General features: G+C 59.4%; 19 protein-coding genes and 3 pseudogenes. 7 read left to right on the top strand and 15 right to left on the bottom strand.

Annotated features, from left to right (window positions below; translation table 11 throughout):
- From SOPEG_RS01380 to SOPEG_RS01425, 11 genes are all read right to left on the bottom strand, one after another.
- The gene (locus SOPEG_RS01380) at nucleotides 1–702 is read right to left on the bottom strand and encodes a phosphoglycolate phosphatase (protein WP_025244034.1); all 702 of its coding nucleotides are present in this window, start codon (nucleotides 700–702) and stop codon (nucleotides 1–3) included.
- Nucleotides 695–1375, bottom strand: coding sequence for a ribulose-phosphate 3-epimerase (gene rpe, locus SOPEG_RS01385; protein WP_025244035.1), 681 nt, complete (start codon nucleotides 1373–1375; stop codon nucleotides 695–697). The genes SOPEG_RS01380 and rpe overlap by 8 nt, the downstream gene beginning before the upstream one ends.
- Before the next feature lie 47 nt (nucleotides 1376–1422).
- Nucleotides 1423–2235, bottom strand: coding sequence for an adenine-specific DNA-methyltransferase (gene dam / locus SOPEG_RS01390; protein ID WP_025244036.1), 813 nt, complete (start codon nucleotides 2233–2235; stop codon nucleotides 1423–1425).
- Between the two features lie 83 nt (nucleotides 2236–2318).
- Nucleotides 2319–3356 (bottom strand): SPOR domain-containing protein, encoded by a 1038-nt coding sequence (locus SOPEG_RS01395; RefSeq protein ID WP_025244037.1) that lies wholly within the window; start codon nucleotides 3354–3356, stop codon nucleotides 2319–2321.
- Nucleotides 3357–3460: 104 nt separating this feature from the next.
- On the bottom strand, nucleotides 3461–4546 hold the full coding sequence (gene aroB / locus SOPEG_RS01400) for a 3-dehydroquinate synthase (RefSeq protein ID WP_025244038.1): 1086 nt from the start codon (nucleotides 4544–4546) through the stop codon (nucleotides 3461–3463).
- 40 nt (nucleotides 4547–4586) lie between these two features.
- Nucleotides 4587–5108, bottom strand: a complete 522-nt coding sequence (gene aroK / locus SOPEG_RS01405; protein ID WP_025244039.1) for a shikimate kinase AroK — start codon at nucleotides 5106–5108, stop codon at nucleotides 4587–4589.
- A 334-nt stretch (nucleotides 5109–5442) separates the two neighbouring features.
- Nucleotides 5443–6012: a hypothetical protein gene (locus tag SOPEG_RS30490; protein ID WP_335334084.1), complete on the bottom strand. Its 570-nt coding sequence runs from the start codon at nucleotides 6010–6012 to the stop codon at nucleotides 5443–5445.
- A gap of 52 nt (nucleotides 6013–6064) precedes the next feature.
- Nucleotides 6065–6283: a secretin N-terminal domain-containing protein gene (locus tag SOPEG_RS30495; RefSeq protein ID WP_335334066.1), complete on the bottom strand. Its 219-nt coding sequence runs from the start codon at nucleotides 6281–6283 to the stop codon at nucleotides 6065–6067.
- Nucleotides 6284–6324: 41 nt separating this feature from the next.
- The gene (locus SOPEG_RS30500) at nucleotides 6325–6567 is read right to left on the bottom strand and encodes a secretin and TonB N-terminal domain-containing protein (RefSeq protein WP_335334067.1); all 243 of its coding nucleotides are present in this window, start codon (nucleotides 6565–6567) and stop codon (nucleotides 6325–6327) included.
- Between the two features lie 771 nt (nucleotides 6568–7338).
- Nucleotides 7339–7875 carry a PilN domain-containing protein gene (locus SOPEG_RS01420; RefSeq protein ID WP_025244041.1) on the bottom strand — a complete coding sequence of 179 codons (537 nt, stop codon included), beginning with the start codon at nucleotides 7873–7875 and terminating at the stop codon, nucleotides 7339–7341.
- An 87-nt stretch (nucleotides 7876–7962) separates the two neighbouring features.
- Nucleotides 7963–8292 carry a type IV pilus biogenesis protein PilM gene (locus tag SOPEG_RS01425; RefSeq protein ID WP_025244042.1) on the bottom strand — a complete coding sequence of 110 codons (330 nt, stop codon included), beginning with the start codon at nucleotides 8290–8292 and terminating at the stop codon, nucleotides 7963–7965.
- A gap of 119 nt (nucleotides 8293–8411) precedes the next feature.
- Here SOPEG_RS01425 and mrcA point away from each other — a divergent pair.
- Nucleotides 8412–10914, top strand: a pseudogene (gene mrcA, locus SOPEG_RS01430) (peptidoglycan glycosyltransferase/peptidoglycan DD-transpeptidase MrcA).
- Between the two features lie 152 nt (nucleotides 10915–11066).
- Here mrcA and nudE read toward each other — a convergent pair.
- Nucleotides 11067–11630, bottom strand: coding sequence for an ADP compounds hydrolase NudE (gene nudE, locus SOPEG_RS01435; RefSeq protein WP_025244043.1), 564 nt, complete (start codon nucleotides 11628–11630; stop codon nucleotides 11067–11069).
- 351 nt (nucleotides 11631–11981) lie between these two features.
- On the opposite strand from nudE, the gene SOPEG_RS30685 reads away from it, so the two are divergent.
- The 6 genes and pseudogenes from SOPEG_RS30685 (at nucleotide 11982) to pckA (ending at nucleotide 17475) form a co-directional block, all read left to right on the top strand.
- On the top strand, nucleotides 11982–12821 hold the full coding sequence (locus SOPEG_RS30685) for an IgaA/UmoB family intracellular growth attenuator (protein ID WP_025244044.1): 840 nt from the start codon (nucleotides 11982–11984) through the stop codon (nucleotides 12819–12821).
- Nucleotides 12761–13514 (top strand): annotated as a pseudogene (locus tag SOPEG_RS30695) (IgaA/UmoB family intracellular growth attenuator); the annotation flags it as partial. The gene SOPEG_RS30685 and the pseudogene SOPEG_RS30695, both read left to right, overlap by 61 nt.
- Nucleotides 13515–13632: 118 nt before the next feature.
- Nucleotides 13633–14330 (top strand): annotated as a pseudogene (gene yrfG, locus SOPEG_RS01445) (GMP/IMP nucleotidase).
- Nucleotides 14327–14749 (top strand): ribosome-associated heat shock protein Hsp15, encoded by a 423-nt coding sequence (gene hslR / locus SOPEG_RS01450; RefSeq protein ID WP_025244047.1) that lies wholly within the window; start codon nucleotides 14327–14329, stop codon nucleotides 14747–14749. The pseudogene yrfG and the gene hslR overlap by 4 nt, the downstream one beginning before the upstream one ends.
- A 32-nt stretch (nucleotides 14750–14781) precedes the next feature.
- The gene (hslO, locus tag SOPEG_RS01455; protein ID WP_025244048.1) at nucleotides 14782–15660 is read left to right on the top strand and encodes an Hsp33 family molecular chaperone HslO; all 879 of its coding nucleotides are present in this window, start codon (nucleotides 14782–14784) and stop codon (nucleotides 15658–15660) included.
- A gap of 195 nt (nucleotides 15661–15855) precedes the next feature.
- Nucleotides 15856–17475 (top strand): phosphoenolpyruvate carboxykinase (ATP), encoded by a 1620-nt coding sequence (pckA, locus tag SOPEG_RS01460; RefSeq protein WP_025244049.1) that lies wholly within the window; start codon nucleotides 15856–15858, stop codon nucleotides 17473–17475.
- Between the two features lie 172 nt (nucleotides 17476–17647).
- Here the strand turns inward: pckA and envZ are convergent, their stop codons facing one another.
- The 3 genes from envZ to greB all read right to left on the bottom strand — a co-directional run bounded on the left by envZ (nucleotide 17648) and on the right by greB (nucleotide 20403).
- Entirely contained in the window at nucleotides 17648–18973 is a 1326-nt protein-coding gene (gene envZ / locus SOPEG_RS01465; RefSeq protein ID WP_038468042.1) for a two-component system sensor histidine kinase EnvZ, read from the bottom strand.
- Entirely contained in the window at nucleotides 18970–19689 is a 720-nt protein-coding gene (gene ompR / locus SOPEG_RS01470) for an osmolarity response regulator transcription factor OmpR (protein ID WP_025244050.1), read from the bottom strand. Before ompR ends, envZ begins: the two co-directional genes overlap by 4 nt.
- Nucleotides 19690–19959: 270 nt before the next feature.
- Complete coding sequence (gene greB / locus SOPEG_RS01475; protein ID WP_038468044.1) at nucleotides 19960–20403, bottom strand: transcription elongation factor GreB; 444 nt, start codon at nucleotides 20401–20403, stop codon at nucleotides 19960–19962.
- Nucleotides 20404–20410 lie beyond the last annotated feature (7 nt).

Below are 20410 nucleotides of genomic sequence, written 5' to 3' on the forward strand. Positions count from 1 at the left end.
TTAAACGTCCTGATTAACGGAAGGTGACAGCCCGAGCACGGGCAAAAGATCGGCAAAACGGTCCAGAACGTAATCCGGATGACTCAAGGTGATCGCTTCACCGTAGTTATAGCCATAGGTCATGCCGGCGCTTGGGCAGCCGGCGGCTTTGGCCGCGAGGATATCATTGCGTGAATCGCCGACGAACAGCAACTCGCGGGCATAAAGCCCCGAATGGCCGAGCACCAGATAAAGCGGAGCCGGGTGCGGCTTTTTGGCGGAAACGTCATCGCCGCCGATAATCAGCGCGAAATGGAGCTCGATACCGAGCGAGGCCAGCAGCGGCGCGACGAAGGGCGTGGGCTTGTTGGTCACCAGCGCCATCGGCAGCCCCAGAAGCGCCAGCCGCGCCAGCGTATCCGCGACCTCGGGAAATAGCGTACTGCCCGCCGCCACCGTCCCGGCATAGTGCTCATCGAAGCGCAGGCGGGTGGCGCGCTGCAGCGCGGCGTCCGGTTCCGTCTGGGTAACCCAGCGCAGCGCGCGCTCCACCAGCACATCGGCGCCGTTGCCGATCCAGGTGGCGATACGCGCCAGGCCGGCCGGAGGCAGGCCCTGCTCTGAAAGCGTCCGATCGAGAGCAGCGGTTAAGCCGGGGGCGCTGTCGGTTAGGGTGCCATCAAGATCAAACGTGATACCGCGGATAGGCCGTTCTTCACGCATTCCCCGCCGCTCCCGCCAATTCGTGACGCATGGCATCGATGACGGTACGGTAGTCCGGCTGGCTAAATATAGCGGAGCCGGCGACGAACATATCGGCGCCCGCGGCGGCGATAGCGCCGATGTTGTCCACTTTGACGCCGCCGTCCACCTCCAGCCGGATATCCCTGCCGTTAATATCGATTAGCCGCCGCGCCTGACGCAGTTTATCAAGCGTAGAGGGTAAGAACGACTGACCGCCGAAACCGGGGTTGACCGACATCAGCAGGATAACATCAAGCTTATCCAGCACATACTCAAGGCAGCTCAGAGGCGTGGCGGGATTAAACACCAGTCCGGCCTTGCAACCGTGCTCCTTGATGAGCTGCAGCGAGCGGTCGATATGTTCCGATGCCTCCGGGTGAAAGGTAATATAACTGGCGCCGGCGGCAGCAAAATCCGGGATCAAGCGATCGACCGGTTTCACCATCAAATGCACATCAATGGGCGCGGTAATGCCATAGCTGCGCAGCGCTTTAAGCACCATCGGCCCCATGGTCAGATTAGGAACATAATGATTATCCATCACATCAAAATGCACGACGTCCGCCCCGGCGGATATCACTCGGGCGGTATCTTCACCCATGCGGGCGAAATCCGCGGAAAGGATGGAAGGGGCGATTAAAAAGTTTTTCATCCATGTCTCCCGTCAGTTACGGTCAGTCTGCGGCGGGGCGACCCCGCTCAAAGATATAACGCCAACAGCTCATTTACGCTGCTGCGCCCGAAGATATTACTGCTGATGGTCCGTCGCGCCGTGACATGATGCAGCACCGCATCGCCATACCATTTCCGGGTCAGCGCGGTATCGTGATTGGAAATCAGCACCGGTATCCGGCTTTCGCGAGCCAGCTGGCTGGCGAGGCGCGCCAGATTCTGCTGTTCGGTCAAATTGAAGCTATTAGTATGGTATGCCGTAAAGTTCGCGGTGGTAGAGAGCGGCACATAGGGCGGATCGCAATACGCCACCGAGCCCGGTTCGGCGCGAGACAGCGTTTGCTGGTAGTGCTCACAGACAAATACCGCTCGGCGGGCTTTCTCGGCGAACCGGTAAAGTTCCAACTCCGGAAAATACGGCTTTTTATAGCGACCGAAAGGGACGTTGAACTCACCGCTCAGGTTATATCGGCACAGGCCGTTGTAGCAATGCCGGTTGAGATAAAGAAACAATACCGCGCGCCGGTGGGCGTCCGTACAGAGATTAAACTCGCTACGCAGCAGGTAGTAAACCTCCGAGATGTTGGCATCAGCGGCAAACAATTCACGGGCGTCGCGGATAAAGTCGTTCGGGCGCTCTTTAACGATATTGAACAGATTGATGAGATCACTGTTTATGTCAGCGAGGATGTAGCGGTCGTAATCCGTATTGAGGAACACCGAGCCGGCGCCGACAAAAGGCTCTATCAGGCAATCGCCCGCCGGCAGGTGACGGCGGATAGCCTCAATCAGCGGGTACTTGCCGCCGGCCCATTTCAAAAACGCGCGGTTCTTCTTCATGCCTTCGCTACTTACTCACACTCTTCAGAGCCGCGGATTGTACCCTGTTTACCATAGCGCTACAGCGCTATCTTCAAGAACGCTTAATTATTTTGGTCCTTTTTAACCTGACCGATTTGCCGCGCCCAGGGTTTCTTGGCCTGCACATCAGCGGGCAATTGCGCCACCGCGTTTTTGACCTGCGACAGCGAAGGATAAACCCCGTTGACCAGCACGTACCAAGGCTTGCCGTCGCGTCGGGTCTGATACACCCAATAATGGCTCAGCTGCTGTTGGCGCGCATAGGCGTTAAGCGTAGCCGGCTGCGAAGCGCTGCTTAACTGTAGCGTGTAATAACCGGCCGGTGCAGATTGAATCGTTCCCGCTGCGCTGCCCGCGGCCGCGGAGGGTGCAGGAGCGGACGGCGCTCGAGCGCTCGAGGCCGCTTTCGGCGCGGTGGCGGCCGGCACCATTGGCGTTTGTTTCGGTTCGCGGCGCGCGGCGGCAGGCGCCTTCGCCGGCGCGGTCGACGCTGATTTGTGCGGTTGTGTGACGCTGCGGCTGCCCGGCGTCAGAGTGGCCGCCGCGGTGGGCAGAGTCGAAACCGGCCCCTGACCGTTCATTTGCGCGGCCACGCCGTTAACCTGATTTCCCTGCTGGGTCAGAGCGTCGGCCATATTGCCCGGTAATTCCACGCGCTGCTGCCCGCTCGGCGTGGTGACCGGCGCGGCTTCCGTTGGCGTTGAGGCGACCTGCGGCCCGCGCAGCTCTTGCGGCGAGGAGGCGCCATCGCTGCCGTTCACCGCCGCCGGGACGCCGTTGGTCTGAGAATTGTTCGCCGCCGGCGCGGTGGCGCCAGGGGAGGACGAAGTGGCGTCGGAGCCGGAGGTCGAGCCGGAGAGATCGATATTACGCTGGCCGTTATTGTCAGCGCTCTGGTGGCTTGAATCGGTACGCGACGGGGATTTAAGCGCCGAACCGATGCTAATCACCAGCAACAGCAGCACCAGAATGCCGATACCTATCATCAAATGCTGCCTGGATACCGGCACTTTCGGCACGATAGGACCTTTCCGCTGGCGGGGGGGACGGCGATCGCTGCTATCGGGTCTCAGTTCGTCTTCCGACTTGAACTCATCCATATAAAACTCTCCGACTGAGAGGGGTTTTTCCAGCGCCGGAGCGCGGGAAGGGTTATCACACTAAACCGGCCATGCCGACGCGCCCTGGCGTACGGCCGACCGGCTCAGGCCTGGCAATCCTTAATCGATGCCACCACCATATCATCAGCCACGCCGGCGTGCACTTCCGCGTTGCCGAGCGTCACCGGCAGCACCAGACGCAGCTGGCCGGCGATGACTTTTTTGTCGCGCATCATATGCGGCAAGTAATCTTCCGCAGCCATTTCCGCCGGCCCGCTGACCGGCAGGCCAGCACGCAATAGCAGCGCGCTTACCCGCTCGGCGTCCGCATCGCTGAACTGGCCGAGGCGGCGCGCGGCGCGCACCGCCATCACCATTCCGGCGGCCACGGCTTCGCCATGCAGCCAGTTGCCATAACCCATATGGGTTTCGATGGCGTGGCCGTAGGTATGGCCGAGATTAAGCAGCGCGCGCTGCCCCTGCTCGCGTTCATCCGCGGCCACCACGTCCGCTTTCAGCTCGCAGCAGCGGCGGATGCAGTAGGCGAGCGCCCGGGGCTCCAGGGCCAGCAGCGCGTCAAGATTGTCCTCTAGCCAAGCGAAAAACACCGCATCAAGAATAATACCGTACTTGATGACTTCCGCCAGGCCCGAGGAGAGTTCCCGCCGCGGCAGCGTATTCAGACAGTCCAAATCGATAACCACCGAGGCGGGCTGATAGAAGGCGCCGATCATGTTCTTGCCGAGAGGATGGTTGACCGCGGTTTTACCGCCCACCGACGAGTCGACCTGAGAAAGTAGCGTGGTGGGAACTTGAATAAACCGCACGCCCCGCTGGTAACTGGCGGCGGCGAAGCCGGCCAGATCACCGATGACGCCACCACCGAGCGCGATGATGGTGGTATCGCGGCCATGGGGTTTGGCCAACAGCGCGGTGAAAACTTGATCCAGCACCGTCAACGATTTGTTCTGCTCGCCGTCAGGCAAGACCACCCGATCGACCTTGACGCCGGCCTGGCGCAGTCGCCCGCTCAGGGAGTCCAGATACAAAGGCGCGAGGCGGTCATTGGTCACCAGCATGGCGTTATCGCCACGCGTTAACGGCCAGAAAGACGCCGGATCATTGAATAATCCGGCGGCAATGGTAATCGGGTAGCTGCGCTCCCCTAATGTAACGGTAATCATCTCCATGGGACGCTCAATGACCTTTTCGGCATCTCGTTAATTCAGATTAGCTGCTTTCCAGCATATTGATAATTTGGTTAGCAACAACCTTGGCGCTTTGTTCGTCGGTGCGGATAGTGACGTCCGCTATTTCTTCATACAGCGGATTACGCTCGCGAGCCAGCGCTTCCAGGACGTCGCGCGGCGGAGCTTCAACTTGCAACAGCGGGCGTTTCTTATCACGCTGCGTACGGGCCAGCTGTTTTTCAATGGTGGTTTCTAGATAAACAACCACACCGCGGGCAGAGAGGCGGTTACGTGTTTCGCGCGATTTCACGGAGCCGCCGCCGGTAGCCAGCACAATCCCCTGCTTTTCGGTCAGTTCGTTGATGACTTTCTCTTCTCGATCGCGGAAGCCGTCTTCGCCTTCCACGTCAAATACCCAGCCTACATCAGCCCCGGTGCGTCGCTCAATCTCTTGATCAGAATCGAAAAACTCCATATTAAGTTGTTGAGCCAACTGACGCCCAATAGTGCTTTTGCCGGCACCCATAGGCCCAACCAGAATGATATTGCGTTTCTCTGCCATGTTTTTCGGTATTACTAAGATTATTCGTTAATGACAACCCGCCCCGCCAATCAAATTAGCGGCGGGACCTAAACTGAAACCTCATGAGCGTTAGTGCGAGAATCAGACGAAAATTATCTCAACACTCCGGGTAGTTTGGCAACCGATTAAATTGATGCCTACACCGTAAGCAAGATCCCCGGTATCATCACCGGTATGACATTTGACGCAAAATCAGCGATGCTCAATGGGTTACCCTTGTAAGCGAAATCGCCGACAGCGTCAAATTGATAACGAAAAAAACGCATAAATTGTTGCCGCATACCCGCTTTCGTCCGGTTTAAGCGGTGGTAGTCTATCCTGATATGCGGGTGGGTGTAATAAAAATAACTAGTTCACGTTGTTTATGATTAGCTCGTTGGCGCTTAAATAACGCCCCTACTAGCGGGATATCGGCCAATAGCGGCACCCGATCGTTGCTCCGCTGCTTTTGATGCTGGAATATGCCGCCGAGCACGATGGTCTCACCGTCTGCAATCGTTACCTGAGTTTTAATCTCTTCCGTATCGATGGTCACGCTCTGGCTTTCTCCCTGCTTGATGATACTGCCCGGAACATTCTGGCTCAGCCGCAAATCCAGCGTGATGCGCCCGTTGCGCAGAATACGCGGCGTCACCTCCATGCACAACACCGCCTCTTTGAACTGAATTGAGGGATGTTTGCCGTGGCCGCTGGTCATCGGATACGGGATTTGCGTGCCTTGCTTGATGCTCGCGGTCTGCTGATGGGCGGTATAAAGACGCGGGCTGGCCAGAATATCCACCTTGTTTTCCTGCTCCAGCGCGGTCAACTCAAGCTCCAGCATCCGGCCATTGAGACGCGCCAGCGGCAGCCCGATGCGGGCAAAATGCCCGCCAACCGGCATTTTCACGCTGGCGCGCGCATCCTCCGGCGCGCTTTCCCCCGGGTAGCGCCAGTTAACCCCGACCTCGCAGGTTTTTCCGGCTGATGGTGACGATATGGGCGGTGATAAGCACCTGCTCAAGCGGTATATCCCACACGGCTATCCAATCGCTCACGGCGGCCAGGGCGGCGGCGGTATCGCGCAGCACCAGCGAGTTGATACGCTTATCGAGCCGAACGCTGCCTCTGGATGACAATAGCGACGTGCGCTGGGCGTCAATGCTGCGAACCACTTCGGTCGCGTCGGCATACTGCAGGGTGATTAACCGGTTAATCAGCGGCGCCCCTCCTCTCGCGGCGCCGTCGACGCCGCTTTTTCCTGCCGCTGTTCGTCCTGCGCTTCCTGCTGCGATACCACCAGCGTCTGACCTTGACGCGTCATCTGCAGGCCGTCTGCCGTCAGAACCAGCGCCAGCGCCTGGCGCCAGGGCATCTCTTGCAGCCGCAGCGTGATCTCGCCCTCAACGCCCGGTGTCACCACCAGATTCATCCCGCGGTGGGCGGCCAGGGCCTGCAATACCTGCCGTACCGGCGCATCATCCGCGCGCAGCGATAGCGTGCCCTGCCCACTACCGCGCCGGTGAACCCCCGAGCGGGAGAATCGGATGGCGGTATCCGCACCGGCCGGAACGGATACCGTATCGCCGTGCCGCCGCTGCTCGTTGCTAGAGAAGGCGGATCGCCTGTCGCCGCCGCGGGGACTTCGCCCGCCGGGATCGTGGGTATCATGCCCGCCGCCGGGGCCTCGCCCGCTGATACGCTCGGCGGATCGGCCCCGGGGGTGGCCAGGACGATGACCAACAGCAGCCAAAGTCCCCGCGCTAAACCTGCCTGGGCGCCATGCCGCCCCTTTCCCTGCTGCACCCGGAATGTCTTAGTATGCCCCAGCCGGCATCTCCCCATCGTCGTTCTCCTTTGCGACCGCAGACGTTGATTCGTCCGCACGGGTTATTCTGAAATCCAGCATCAGTCCTTCGGGTGTCGCTTTTAACGATAATGCCTGCAGGCCAATGCAGCCGTTAAGCGCCGCAATAGCGCTCAGTAAACGCTCAAACCCGGCGAAGTCCGTGGTAGCTGCGACCGTCCATCCCGGCCGATCCCCATGGCCCCCCGCGGACATGGCCCACCAGTGTAACCCGGCGGGGGGAGATCGTGCCCCGGAGTCATGAACAGCGATAAAGGGTCCTGCGCCAACCGCTGGCAAAAATAACGACGGCCGCCACCAGCGCGTAGCCCGCCAGCCATTTTATCGCCGGCCGATCGCGTCCGGTTCCCGCGGCCGGCGAAGTCATGCCCCCTCCTCCGGCGGCCAGGCCGCTACAAGGAAAAATTGCCAGCGCAACGCGTCCCGCCGCCTGACCTCCCGCCAGCGGAAATCGGGTAACGTTGCGTGATCTATTAGCCGGCGCCGCAGGGTAACCACCGGCGGATAACCCTCGCTGCAACCGCTGATATAAAGCCGGTCGCCGCGCTGCTCAATCTCGGTAAGCCACAGCTGCGGCGGCAACAGCGCCGGTAGCTGCCGAAACAGGTGCACATAACGCTGATTGGCGATCGCCAGCCGGCGTTGGCGCTGCGTCGTTCGCGCCGCGCTTGCCGACAGCGCGGCGGCGCGGGCTGTCGGTTCCGCCTGCGCCGCCTCAGGGGACGGATGCGTTTCAGCCAGACGGGTTTCCAGCGTTAAGCGCTGATGGCGCCAATAGACCGCAGGCGTGGCGATAAGCGCCGACGCCAGTAATAGTGGCACCAGAGTCAACAGCAGCAGGCAGCGAACGCGTCGCCGAAGACGGGCCTGCCGCCAGGGCCACAGGTTCACCTGCTCCATAGGCGTTCATCCGGCGCCAGCGCCAGGCCCTCCGGTACCGGACCGGGCCCGATACAGGTGTAGTGGCAGGCCGCCACCGCCCCGACGTCAAAGGCGAAATCCAGCGGCGCGACGTGATAAGCGCCACTGGCACACCGATGCACCAGCGGCAAAGCGGGGTTCAAGGCGCAGGCGCGTCAGCGTGACGGGCAGTCCCGTCAGGCAAAGCCGGACCGAAAGGCGCCGGGGAAGCTGGCGGCGCAGCGCATCCACCGTGGCCGCCACAGGGCAGGGATCGCCCTGCGCGTCCCGCCCCATTGGTAAGGGAAATTGCCACCAGCCGCGGCAGCACCATTGCGTGCGTTCGCGCGACAAAGCCAGCGCGCGCAGCACGTCCGGCTCGATATCCATGCCTATCCGCCAGCGGTCAAACGCCATGATTCCCCCCTTCCCTGAGGCTGGTCACTTAAATTACGTATCCAATAGCAAGGCTAACCTTTATACTAGCTCGCGGTTGTTTATAAACTGCCCAAATGACAAAAAATGGGAATTCTCAGGTGAAGTTCGTAAAATATTTATTTATCTTTGCAGTGTGTTGCATTTTGTTGGGAGCCGCCTCGATATATGGCATGTACCGCTATATCGCTCCCCAATTGCCCGATGTGGCAACGCTGAAAGACATCCGCCTGCAAACGCCAATACAGGTCTTCTCGGCGGACGGCAAACTTATTGCCCAATACGGTGAGAAACGCCGCATCCCGCTCAGGCTCGATCAAATGCCACCGGAATTGGTGCATGCCTTCGTCGCCACGGAAGACAGCCGGTTCTACGAGCATCACGGTGTGGCATCCGGTAGGCATTTTGCGCGCGGCCTCCATTGCCCTGCTCTCCGGCCACACCTCGCAGGGCGCGTGTACCATTACTCAGCAGCTGGCCCGCAACTTCTTCCTGAGCCCGGAACGGACGCTTATTCGTAAAATCAAAGAAGCGTTTCTGGCGGTACGGATCGAGCAGTTGCTCAGCAAAGATGAAATCCTTGAACTTTATCTGAATAAAATTTACTTGGGGTACCGCGCTTACGGCGTGGGCGCGGCGGCGCAGGTCTATTTCGGCAAGGACGTCAGCCAGCTCACGCTAAGCGAGATGGCCATGATTGCCGGTTTGCCGAAAGCCCCCTCCACCTTCAATCCGCTTTACTCCCCCGAACGGGCGCTGGCGCGGCGCAATACCGTCCTGGCGCGCATGCGCGATGAAAACTACATTACCCAGGCCGAATACGAGCAGGCGCGCGACGCGGCGCTGGTGGCCCATTACCACGCGCCGGAAATCGATTTTTCCGCACCCTATGTGTCGGAAATGGTGCGCCAGGATATGCTCAAACGCTATGGAGATAATGCCTATACCGACGGCTTCAAGGTGTATACCACTATCACCAAGCCGCTACAGCAGGCGGCGCAGACCGTGGTACGCAACAACGTTCTGGCCTACGATATGTGCCACGGCTACCGCGGTCCGAGCAGCATACTTTGGAAAGTCGGCGAGTCGCCCTGGGACGCGCAGCATATCCGCGATAGGCTGAAGACCCTGCCCGTCTACGGTCCGCTGCATGCGGCGGTCGTGACCGAGACCAGCGTCGACGGTGCGGTAGCGATGATGGCCGACGGCAGCAACGTGTCGCTGTCGCTGGCGGGTATGCGCTGGGCGCGGCCGTTCAGAAGCGACACGCAGCAGGGCCCGACGCCGAAAAAGGCGACGGACGTGGTGCAGGCGGGGCAACAGATTTGGGTGCGCCAAATGGACGATGGCTGGTGGCTCGCCCAGGTGCCGGACGTTAATTCAGCCCTAGTGTCGCTGGATCCGCAGGACGGCTCGGTCAAAGCGCTGGTCGGCGGTTTCGACTTCAATCAAAGCAAATTCAACCGTATCACCCAGGCTCTGCGCCAGGTGGGTTCCAATATCAAGCCCTTCTTGTATACCGCCGCGCTGGATAAAGGGTTGACCCTGGCGACCATTCTCAACGATGTGCCTATTTCCCGCTGGGATGCCGGCCCGATTCGGCTGCGCCAGGGGCTGGGACAGTCGAAAAACGTGGTAATGGTCCGCGCCATGGGGGTCGATTATGCCGCGGAATACCTGCAGCGTTTCGGCTTCCCGGCGCAGAATATCGTCCACACTGAATCGCTGGCGCTGGGATCCGCGTCCTTTACTCCACTACAGCTGGTGCGGGGCTATACGGTGTTGGCCAACGGCGGTTATCTGGTCGACCCTTACCTCATCACTAAAATCACCGATGAGAATGATCAGGTGCTGTTTACCGCCAAACCGAAGGTAATGTGCGCCAGCTGCGATTTGCCGGTTATCTACGGCGATACGCCGAAATCGGCGGTATTGTCGGACGACAGTATGGAAAATGTGGCCGTCTCACGCCAGTCCGACGCTAACGGTACGGTGCCGATGCCGCGGCTGGAACGGGTTTCGCCGGCGCAGGCGGCAGCGGACGGGGTGCAGCTGTATGCCCCCCTCGTTATTAGCACGCCGCTGTCGTTTTTGATGCGCGACGCCCTCAACAGCAACATCTTCGGCAAACCCGGCTGGATGGGCACCGGCTGGCGTGCCGCCCGCGATTTGAAGCGCCATGATATTGGCGGCAAAACCGGGACCACCAACGACTCCAAAGACGCCTGGTTCTCCGGCTACGGCCCCGATACTGTCACCACCGTCTGGATAGGCTTCGACGATCATCGCCGCAATTTGGACAAAACCACGGCGTCAGGCGCCATCAGCGATCTGATTTCCGGCGCCGAGGGCGGCGCCAAAAGCGCCCAGCCTATCTGGGATGATTATATGAAGATAGCGCTGGAGGGCATTCCCGAAGAGAAACAAGATCCTCCCCCGGGCATTGTTACCGTCACTATCGATAAGAGCAGCGGTAAGTTGTCCGACGGCGGCGGCAACAGCCGGCCAGAATACTTTACCGACGGCACCCAGCCGAAAGAGCGGGTCGTGCATGAAGTCGGTACAACACTGATGGACAACGGTCAGCAGCAAGAGCTGTTTTGATTGAGCGCCACGCCGGGCGAAGGTATTTAGGCCCGGCCAAGGTATTCCCCGCGACGCCGGATTGCGTCGGGAATGGGCTCTGTTCGCCTCGACGTTTGATGCGCCGGGCAGGGTCTATTTTGACCACGGCGTCAGAGGGCGCCAGGGAGGGATTATTTTGACCGCGGCGCCTGATTGAGCCAGGCATGGGCGAGAAACAGCGCGCTCACATCGCGCGCTTCGCAAAAATCAGGTTCATCCAGCAACGCCAGCATACGGCTTATCGGCCATCGCACCAGCGGCAGCGGCTCCGGCTCGTCCCCCTGTAGCCGCTGGGGATAGAGATCCTGTGCTACCACAATATGCATTTTGCTGGAGAAATAAGACGGCGCCATACTCAGGCGACGCAAAAAGGTAAAGGCGCGCCCGCCAAAGCCCGCTTCCTCCATCAGTTCGCGATTGGCCGCCTCCATCACCCCTTCGCCGGGGTCGATAAGCCCTTTTGGAAAACCCAGCTCGTAATCCTCAATGCCGGCGCCGTACTCGCGGATCAGCAACAGATGGTCATCCAGCACCGGCACGATCATCACCGCCTCGCGATGGGAAGGCTTCATGCGCTCATACACCCGCCGCGCGCCATTGCTGAACTCCAGATCGACGGATTCAACGGTGAACAGGCGGGACTGGGCAACGGTCGCCACGCGATGTATTTTGGGTTTTTGCAGATTCTTATCCATATCGTTCCCGCAGATTGCGCACAGGAGGACCAGGGGACGCCCGGCCATCGGGTTGGTCAACATTGTGCGTTAATAAGGGACCAGGCCGCAACCTGTCTGCGCGAACACCTTTCTCACGCCGTCAAAACGGTGGCGCACAAATCTGGCAAACGGCGAATAAAATAGGAAAATGCTGATATATCCGCGACAGTGGGCTTGTTACCCTCCCCCTAGCATCGGTTACTATGCCTGTTTTACGCCGATGACTCCTTGCGCCCGCCGCAGGCCCATTTGAGCAGCAGCACCGGCGTGAGTCCTTGCAACGACAGTTAATTTTGGTGTGGTATTTATGAGGTTGTGGGTGGGGTTAGCATGAGCGCAATCGTGTTTGTATTGGCTGGCGTGCTTGCCTGTGCGATGGTTTTGGTTGTCGGCTGGCGCTATTATCGCCGGCGTGCCCGCCCTGTCTCCGTCAAACGTCTGTCGTTCATTCAGCCCTTTCCGCGCAAGCTGACGGCGAAAGAGCGCGCGGCCATCGAGCATTACTTACATCATAGCCAGCCGCTGGCGGGCGCTCCGCTGACGCCGCGCAGCGATAATGTCTATTCCGTTACCCACGCCATCACCCGTTATGGCCTGGCGACCGATGCGCCGCATAAATGGCGTTACTATCTCGACAACATCGAAATTCATTTGCCGGCGCAATGGGAACAATTCATCGCCGAAGAGAACCATGTTGAGCTGATACGGACCGACAGCATGCCGTTGGTGATCTCCCTCAACGGCCATTCGCTGGTGAATTACGCGCCGTCCGCGATGGCGCCGGCGCGCGCGACGGTACCCAATTCCTCGATGCGCGAGCAGGGCAATGAGCAGGTAGAGTTGCTCAAAGTGCGCAAGGAAACGCCGCAGGAGCGGGCCATCAGTCGTCCTTCCGGGCGAAGCGTTGTTTTGCAGCACGGCGCTGCTGTTGATACTGCTGAGCCTGCTGGCGCCCATCGTGGCCTAGGCCTGGCTGGCGACGCTGGCCGGGTTGCCCGCCGCGCTGGCCGCGTGGCTGCGGTTTCGCCCGCCGCCGCCGCGCAACCGCCAGGATATCCACTGCCTGCGCGGGATCCCACGGCGTTGGGGGCTATTCGGCGAATCCGGTCCAGGACAACGAAAATAAAATCACGCCGGGGCTGGCCTCCGCCATTCAAAAATCCGGCATGATACTGCTTGATGATTTCAGCGACATCGTGCTGAAGACCCAGGCGTTATGTCAGGATGACGCCGCCCCTTGTCAAAGATTGCAGGCGGCGCTGGTGAATTTGGCCAACGGGCGCGACTGGCCGACGATCGTCAAACGCGCCCGCGCGGGTTCATTGAAAGGCATTAATGTTCTGCTGCGTCCCGTAAGCGTCGATACGCTGGAAGGGCTGGTCAACGCCGCCGCCTACTATTTTTACCAGCGAAACGCGTAACGCCACTAACGCGCTCAACAGCCCGCCGCCGGGCGGTTTTTTGATCCGCAGCGACGAAGATAAACAGCTGGTGGAGACCCCTCCCCCCGGCGCGAACTTCAATGATTATGCCGGCCTGGCGCAATGGCATGAGCTGCAACGGTTGTCTAGCCAGTTGCTGCACACGCCGTTTAACGCCGAGGGCGTTATCACCAATATCACCGTCGACGCCAACGGCACCCGCCACATCGCGCTGCACAGCGAGCCCGAAAGAGTCTCCCTGTGGCGTAACGTGGGCGCCACGCTGTTGCTGCTGCTGACGGTCGCCGCGTTTAACACCATTTTGCTGATACGCCGCCTGCACAACGGACGACGCAGGGCGCGGGATATCCAGCGCTATTATGATGGCTGCTTTAACCACGAGGCGGTGTCCTCGGGCGGCAACCGCGTCTGGCGGAGCTGACTGCCGCCCATTGCGGCCCCCGCTCAGGCGGCAAGTATGCTATCCTGAAAACTGATTTGACCGTTCGCCGTTAGGCCACGGCCCTGTTCCCTTATTCCGCTTACGTCCTGGAGTCCACATGTCCGCAGCAATCGACTGGCGCCATATTGATACCGTCATTCTTGATATGGACGGGACGCTGCTGGATTTAGCCTTCGATAGCGACTTCTGGCAGTCTCGCGTACCGGCGGCCCTCAGCCGGCAACGCGGCATCGCCCCGGCCGAGGCCGGCGCGCTGATAGATCTGGAGTATCACAGCGTGCGCCATACATTGAATTGGTACTGCTTTGATTATCGGCGTCAGCGGCTGGCGCTGGATATCGCCGCCATGACCGCCGAGCTTGGCCATACCGTGCGGCTGCGCGACGACACGCTGCCGCTGCTGGCCGCGTTGCGCCAGCGCGGCCGTCGCTCTATCCTGCTGACCAATGCGCATCCCGATGGCCTGGCGGTAAAATGCGCCACACCGGTTTAGGCCAGCACCTTGATTTATTATTTTCCACCCATATATTTGGTTATCCCAAGGAAGATCAGCAATTGTGGCGGCGCGTCCGCGAGCATACCGGTTTTGATCCGGCGCGGACGCTGTTTATCGACGACAGTGAGCCGATCCTCGACGCGGCCAGCCGCTTTGGTATCCGCTATTGTCTCGGCGTCAGCAATCCCGATTCCGGGCTGGCGCCCCAGACGTTCCGGCGGTATCCGGCGCTGAGCGATTACCGCGCGCTGCTGCCCGCGCTGGCCGGCATGGCGCCTGACACCCAGGAGGTGAAATGAAACCCAAAGACGTTAACGACGAGATTCCGGCCGTGCGGCTGGATAAGTGGCTGTGGGCGGCGCGTTTTTATAAAACCCGCGCGCTGGCCCGCGAAATGATTGAAGGGGGCAAAGTTCATTACAATGGACAACGCAGTAAACCGGGCAAAACGATGGAGCTGGGCGCGGAGATCACGCTGCGTCAAGGCAATGACGAACATCAGGTGAGCGTGCGCGCCATTAGCAATCAGCACCGCCCGGCCAGCGATGCGCAGCAGCTGTATCAGGAGACCGATGCCAGCATCGCCAAGCGGGAGAAAATGGCCGAAGCGCGCAAGCAAAATGCCCTTACGATGCCCCATCCGGACAGGCGCCCGGATAAAAAAGAACGCCGCAATCTGATTAAATTTAAATATGGCGAACCGGGTGAGGCGCAATAACCCGCCCGGCGCCGCAGGCATAAGAGACCATAATGACCCATCAAGACCAGCTGCACCGTTATCTTTTTGAAAAATATTCCGTCAGGGGTGAACTGGTGTCATTACAGGAAACCTACCGGCAGGTGCTGGGCCAACACAACTACCCGCCGGCGGTGAAAACGCTGTTAGGGGAACTTCTGGTGGCAACCAGCCTGCTTACCGCCACGCTGAAGTTTACCGGCGAAATCACCGTCCAATTGCAGGGGGACGGCCCGTTGCATCTGGCGGTGATTAACGGCGACGATCGGCAGAATATGCGCGGGCTGGCGCGTGTCGACGGCGAAATCGCCGCTGACGCCACCCTGGCGCAAATGGTGGGCAATGGCTATCTGGTCATCACGCTGACGCCCGCCGAGGGCGAGCGGTATCAGGGGGTGGTCGGTCTGGAAGGTCCTCATCTGGCGGCCTGTCTGGAAAACTACTTCCTGCAATCGGAGCAGTTGCCGACGCGACTGTTTATCCGCACCGGCGAGCATCAGGGCCAGGTGGCCGCCGCCGGCCTGCTGCTGCAAGTATTGCCCGGCCAGGATACCCGCGCCGATGATTTCGACCATTTGACGCAGCTCACCGCAACAGTGAAGGGCAACGAATTGTTCGCTTTGCCGGCCAACGACGTTTTATACCGCCTCTATCATCAAGATGAGGTGACGGTCTACCCGCCGCAATCGGTGCAATTCCTCTGTACCTGCTCCCGCCAGCGCTGCGCCGACGCGCTGATTACCCTGGGCGAACAGGAGTTGAACGACATGCTCGAGCAGGACGGCGAAGTGGATATGCATTGCGATTTTTGCGGCAGCCATTACCGTTTTGACGCCGACGCCATCGCGGCCCTACAGCGGCAGGCGGCGGAAGGTCGCGCGCCACAGGCCTAGGATTTAACCTATTACCCCGCCGGACGATTGCCTCTTCGGCGGCATATGTTAAGGTAATAACTTATTTTCCGTGCGCCCATTCACAAAATAACTTAAAACCTGCCCGGTCAGGTCAATCCTTGATTTATCTCTCGGCGCGCCCACCGCTAACCCCTACAATCGCTAACGATACTTATTGAACTAAGGAGCAGTAACATGGTAAGTGAGAGGATTACCCCGCAGCAATGGCTCAGTTATGGAATAACGGGCTGCCGCGAACTGATGTACAACCCAGACTACAACCAACTGTTTGCAGAAGAAACCGACCCCGCTCTCAGCGGGTTTGAACGCGGAACCCTTACCCGATCGGGCGCGGTGGCGGTGGATACCGGGATTTTCACCGGTCGCTCGCCGTTCGATAAGTATCTGGTGCGTGACGCTAAGACCCGCGACACCCTGTGGTGGTCCGATCAGGGCAAAGGCGCCAATGACAATCATCCCCTTGACCAGCAGACCTGGGATCACCTTAAAAAGCGGGTCGGCCAGCAACTTAGCGGCAAGCGCCTGTTTGTCATTGATGCTTTCTGCGGTGCCAATGAGGATAGCCGACTTAAGGTGCGTTTTATCACAGAGGTAGCCTGGCAGGCGCACTTCGTCAAAAATATGTTCATCCGGCCAAGCGACGAGGAGCTGCGCGGCTTTGAACCGGATTTTGTGGTGCTTAACGGCGCCAAATGCACCAACTCCGACTGGCGCGAACAGGGCCTGCATTCAGAAAACTTTGTCGCTTTCAATCTCACGGAAGGCATCCAGCTTATCGGCGGCACCTGGTACGGCGGCGAAATGAAAAAAGGGCTGTTCTCGGTGATGAACTACCTGCTGCCGCTAAAGGGGATCGCGTCCATGCACTGTTCGGCCAACGTCGGCGCCGATGAGGATGTCGCGTTGTTCTTCGGCCTTTCCGGCACCGGCAAAACCACGCTGTCGACCGACCCGCGCCGCCGTCTGATCGGGGATGATGAACACGGCTGGGACGACGATGGCGTATTCAATTTTGAAGGGGGCTGTTACGCCAAAACTATCCGCCTTTCCCCCGAGGCCGAGCCGGAGATTTATCAGGCGATTCGCCGTAACGCGCTGCTGGAAAATGTGGTGGTGCGGGCGGACGGCAGCGTGGATTACGACGACGGCAGTAAGACCGAAAACGCCCGCGTTTCTTATCCCATCGATCATATCGAGAATATCGTCAAACCGGTGTCGCGCGCGGGACACGCGACGCGCGTCATTTTCCTGACGGCGGATGCCTTTTGCGTCTTACCGCCGGTCGCCAGCCTGTCGATGGAACAGGCTCAGTATCATTTCCTGTCCGGCTTCACCGCCAAACTGGCGGGGACCGAGCGGGGCGTGGTGGCGCCGGTGCCCACCTTCTCCGCCTGCTTTGGCGCGGCATTTTTGTCGCTGCATCCCACCGCCTACGCCGATGTGCTGACTAAACGCATGAACGCCGCCGGCGCCGGCGCCTTTTTGGTCAATACCGGCTGGAACGGCAGCGGTAAACGGATCTCCCTCAAAGACACGCGGGCGATTATCAACGCCATTTTACGCGGCGATATTGACGATGCTCCGACGGCGACCCTGCCTATCTTCAATCTTACGATGCCTACCGCGCTGCCGGGCGTGGACGGCGCGATCCTCGACCCGCGCGCTACTTACGCCAATGCCGGCGAATGGCGGACCAAGGCGGAAGATTTGGCCCAGCGTTTTATCGATAATTTCGCCAAATTTACCGACACCCCGGCAGGGGCGGCGCTGGTGAGCGCGGGTCCACGGCGCTAACGCTTTCTGCGCCGGCACCCAGGGCGGGATGCCGTCCTCGTCAAGGCACCGCACTACGGTGGTCAGCCTGGATGCGGCGAGGCTTTCTGGCCGTAGCATCACGTCATACCGCCGCTTAGTCGGCGCTTTTGCCGGCGGCTTTGGCTTTACTGACGCTGGCGCCTTGATCCATTTATGCGACCGGCAGCGGTAAATTGGCGCGGATACGCAGCCCCTGCCGGGCGCTGCGGCCGATTTCCAGCTTACCGGCATGGGCATCGATGATGCGCTGCACAATGGCCAGACCGAGGCCGGTACCGCTGGTGCTGCGCGCGCTGTCGCCGCGCACGAACGGCTGGAACAGATACTGTAGCTGATCCGGCTTAATGCCTGGACCATCATCCTCGACCTCAAACCAAACGCGGTTGGTGTCACGGCCGCTATTCACCTTGATCCAGCCGTTGCCGTAGCGCGCCGCGTTCACCACCATATTCAGCGCCGCCCGCTTGATGGACAGCGGGTTAACGTTAACAATCAGCTCCTCGCCGCAGATATCGGTTTCAATCACGCGCTCATAACCGCTCTCCGCCGCCACCACTTCGGTCAGGATGCTGTTCAGATCTGCCATTTCGGTCTGCATCTCCTGGCCGGTACGCAGATAATCGATAAATTGCTCGATAATGGCGTTGCACTCTTCGATATCTTTATTGATCGACTCGGCGAGGTAACCGTCTTCCGCGCTCATCATCTCCGTCGCCAGGCGGATGCGGGTCAGCGGGGTGCGTAAATCATGGCTGACGCCGGCCATCAACAGAGTCCGATCATCCGCCAGCAGCTTGACGCCGGCGGTCATCTGATTGAAAGCCCGGGTCACCGAGCGCACCTCCGAGGCGCCATACTCCCGCAGCGGCGGCGGAATAATGCCCTTCCCCACCTGCAGCGCGGCGTGTTCCAAATCCACCAGCGGCCGGTTTTGAATACGAATAAAAAGCCAAGCGCCGCCGATGGCCAATAACATAATCGCCAGGGTGTAGCGGAACAGCGGCGAGAAGTCCCCCTGATGGATTTCGGTCAGCGGGATGCGTACCCAAATATCCGGCGATAACCAGGTTTTCAGCCAGACAACGGGGGAATTTTTGATGACCTCGACGCGCACATCGGTCGGGCCGCCCAGCTGCTGCGCCATTTGCTGGCTCAGAAACTCATAATGCTGCGCCCAGCGCAAACCGCTCTCTTCCGCGGCCGGATTGGTATACAGCGAGATACCCAATTCACGGTAAATTTCGCGCCGGAACGCCGGCGACACTTCCAGTAACGTACCGTCCTCCAGCTGCAACCGGTCGGTCATCAACATTCTGACTTCATAAGCCAGAACCTTATTGAACTGTTGCAGACTCGGCAGAATAGCGAAATTCAGAACCACCAGGTAGGTCGTTACCAGGCTGACGAACAGCAAGGTAACGATTAACAGCAGACTGCGGGCGAAGGAACTGCGCGGAGAGATGCGCCATCGCATCATGCTTTACTGCCGTCCGGCACAAAGACATAGCCCAGACCCCATACGGTCTGTATATAGCGCGGATGGGCCGGATCTTCTTCCACCATGCGCCGCAGACGGGAAATCTGCACATCAATGGAGCGCTCCATGGCGCTATACTCGCGGCCGCGCGCCAGGTTCATCAACTTATCGCGGGACAACGGTTCGCGCGGATGGCTGACCAACGCTTTGAGCACCGCGAATTCACCGCTGGTCAGCGGCATCGGCTCATCTTCGCGGAACATCTCGCGCGTACCGAGGTTAAGCTTGAATTTGCCAAAAGCGATAATCGCCTCTTCCTGCGACGGCGCGCCCGGCAGCTCGTTGGCCTGCCGGCGCAGTACCGCGCGAATGCGGGCCAGCAGCTCGCGCGGGTTGAAGGGCTTGGGAATATAGTCATCGGCGCCGATTTCCAGGCCAACGATCCGGTCCACTTCTTCCCCTTTGGCGGTAACCATAATGATAGGCATCGGGTTGCTCTGGCTGCGCAGCCGGCGGCAGATAGACAGGCCATCTTCACCCGGTAGCATCAGATCCAGCACCATTAAATGGAAAGATTCCCGCGTCAGCAGACGATCCATCTGCTCAGCGTTGGCGACGCTGCGTACCTGAAAGCCCTGTTCGGTCAAATACCGCTCAAGGAGCGCCCGCAGGCGCATATCGTCATCCACTACCAGGATTTTGTAATTATCTTGCATTGTCTCTCTTCCAAAGGCGAAACGCCCGTAAAGGATATTGTTCAAAAACCGGTGGATCACTGACAGCGATTTCAGGTGACCATTCTAAGCGAAATTGTTACAAAGCATATGAAGATGCGTAGTTATCAACACTTTCCGCACCTGATCGACCCGATAATAACATCTGTCGTGCCGTCGCGAATAATAATTAACGTCCACGTCCGTGCTCAGTTTAACGGCGGCGTCACCGTGCCGTGAGCATTATTCGCGGTAGGCGATATCGGTGATATACTAGGTGCGGCGCCCGCCAGGGGTCATGACTTCCGCCTCGTCATCCACCGCCTTTTTTATTAAAGCGCGCGCCATAGGCGAGTCGATGGAAATGTAGTCCTTATGTTTGTAGATTTCATCGGGACCGGCGATACGAAAGCGTTTTGTTTCCCCCTCCGGGCTTTCCACCTCCACCCAGGCGCCAAAAAACACCCGCCCCTCCTGCTGCGGGGAATAGTCCACCACCCGCGCCTCTTTCAGCACGCGGCGCAGATAGCGCACCCGCCGATCAATCTCGCGCAGGATCTTCTTGTTATAATGATAATCCGCATTTTCACTGCGATCCCCGAGGCTGGCGGCCCAGGCCACCTTTTCGGTAATTTCCGGCCGGTAGCGTTTCCACAGGTGGTCCAGCTCATCGTGTAATTCCCGGTAGCCCTGACGGGTAATAAGGTTGCTCTTCATCGTCACC

Source organism: Candidatus Sodalis pierantonius str. SOPE (assembly GCF_000517405.1).
GTDB classification, from domain to species: Bacteria; Pseudomonadota; Gammaproteobacteria; order Enterobacterales; family Enterobacteriaceae; genus Sodalis_C; species Sodalis_C pierantonii.

Coding starts and splice junctions, on each gene's coding strand:
- SOPEG_RS01380 (WP_025244034.1), bottom strand. CDS start 702: ATGCGTGAAGAACGGCCTATCCGCGGTATCACGTTTGATCTTGATGGC.
- rpe (WP_025244035.1), bottom strand. CDS start 1,375: ATGAAAAACTTTTTAATCGCCCCTTCCATCCTTTCCGCGGATTTCGCC.
- dam (WP_025244036.1), bottom strand. CDS start 2,235: ATGAAGAAGAACCGCGCGTTTTTGAAATGGGCCGGCGGCAAGTACCCG.
- SOPEG_RS01395 (WP_025244037.1), bottom strand. CDS start 3,356: ATGGATGAGTTCAAGTCGGAAGACGAACTGAGACCCGATAGCAGCGAT.
- aroB (WP_025244038.1), bottom strand. CDS start 4,546: ATGGAGATGATTACCGTTACATTAGGGGAGCGCAGCTACCCGATTACC.
- aroK (WP_025244039.1), bottom strand. CDS start 5,108: ATGGCAGAGAAACGCAATATCATTCTGGTTGGGCCTATGGGTGCCGGC.
- SOPEG_RS30490 (WP_335334084.1), bottom strand. CDS start 6,012: ATGCCGGTTGGCGGGCATTTTGCCCGCATCGGGCTGCCGCTGGCGCGT.
- SOPEG_RS01420 (WP_025244041.1), bottom strand. CDS start 7,875: ATGGAGCAGGTGAACCTGTGGCCCTGGCGGCAGGCCCGTCTTCGGCGA.
- SOPEG_RS01425 (WP_025244042.1), bottom strand. CDS start 8,292: ATGGCGTTTGACCGCTGGCGGATAGGCATGGATATCGAGCCGGACGTG.
- nudE (WP_025244043.1), bottom strand. CDS start 11,630: ATGGATAAGAATCTGCAAAAACCCAAAATACATCGCGTGGCGACCGTT.
- SOPEG_RS30685 (WP_025244044.1), top strand. CDS start 11,982: ATGAGCGCAATCGTGTTTGTATTGGCTGGCGTGCTTGCCTGTGCGATG.
- hslR (WP_025244047.1), top strand. CDS start 14,327: ATGAAACCCAAAGACGTTAACGACGAGATTCCGGCCGTGCGGCTGGAT.
- hslO (WP_025244048.1), top strand. CDS start 14,782: ATGACCCATCAAGACCAGCTGCACCGTTATCTTTTTGAAAAATATTCC.
- pckA (WP_025244049.1), top strand. CDS start 15,856: ATGGTAAGTGAGAGGATTACCCCGCAGCAATGGCTCAGTTATGGAATA.
- envZ (WP_038468042.1), bottom strand. CDS start 18,973: ATGATGCGATGGCGCATCTCTCCGCGCAGTTCCTTCGCCCGCAGTCTG.
- ompR (WP_025244050.1), bottom strand. CDS start 19,689: ATGCAAGATAATTACAAAATCCTGGTAGTGGATGACGATATGCGCCTG.
- greB (WP_038468044.1), bottom strand. CDS start 20,403: ATGAAGAGCAACCTTATTACCCGTCAGGGCTACCGGGAATTACACGAT.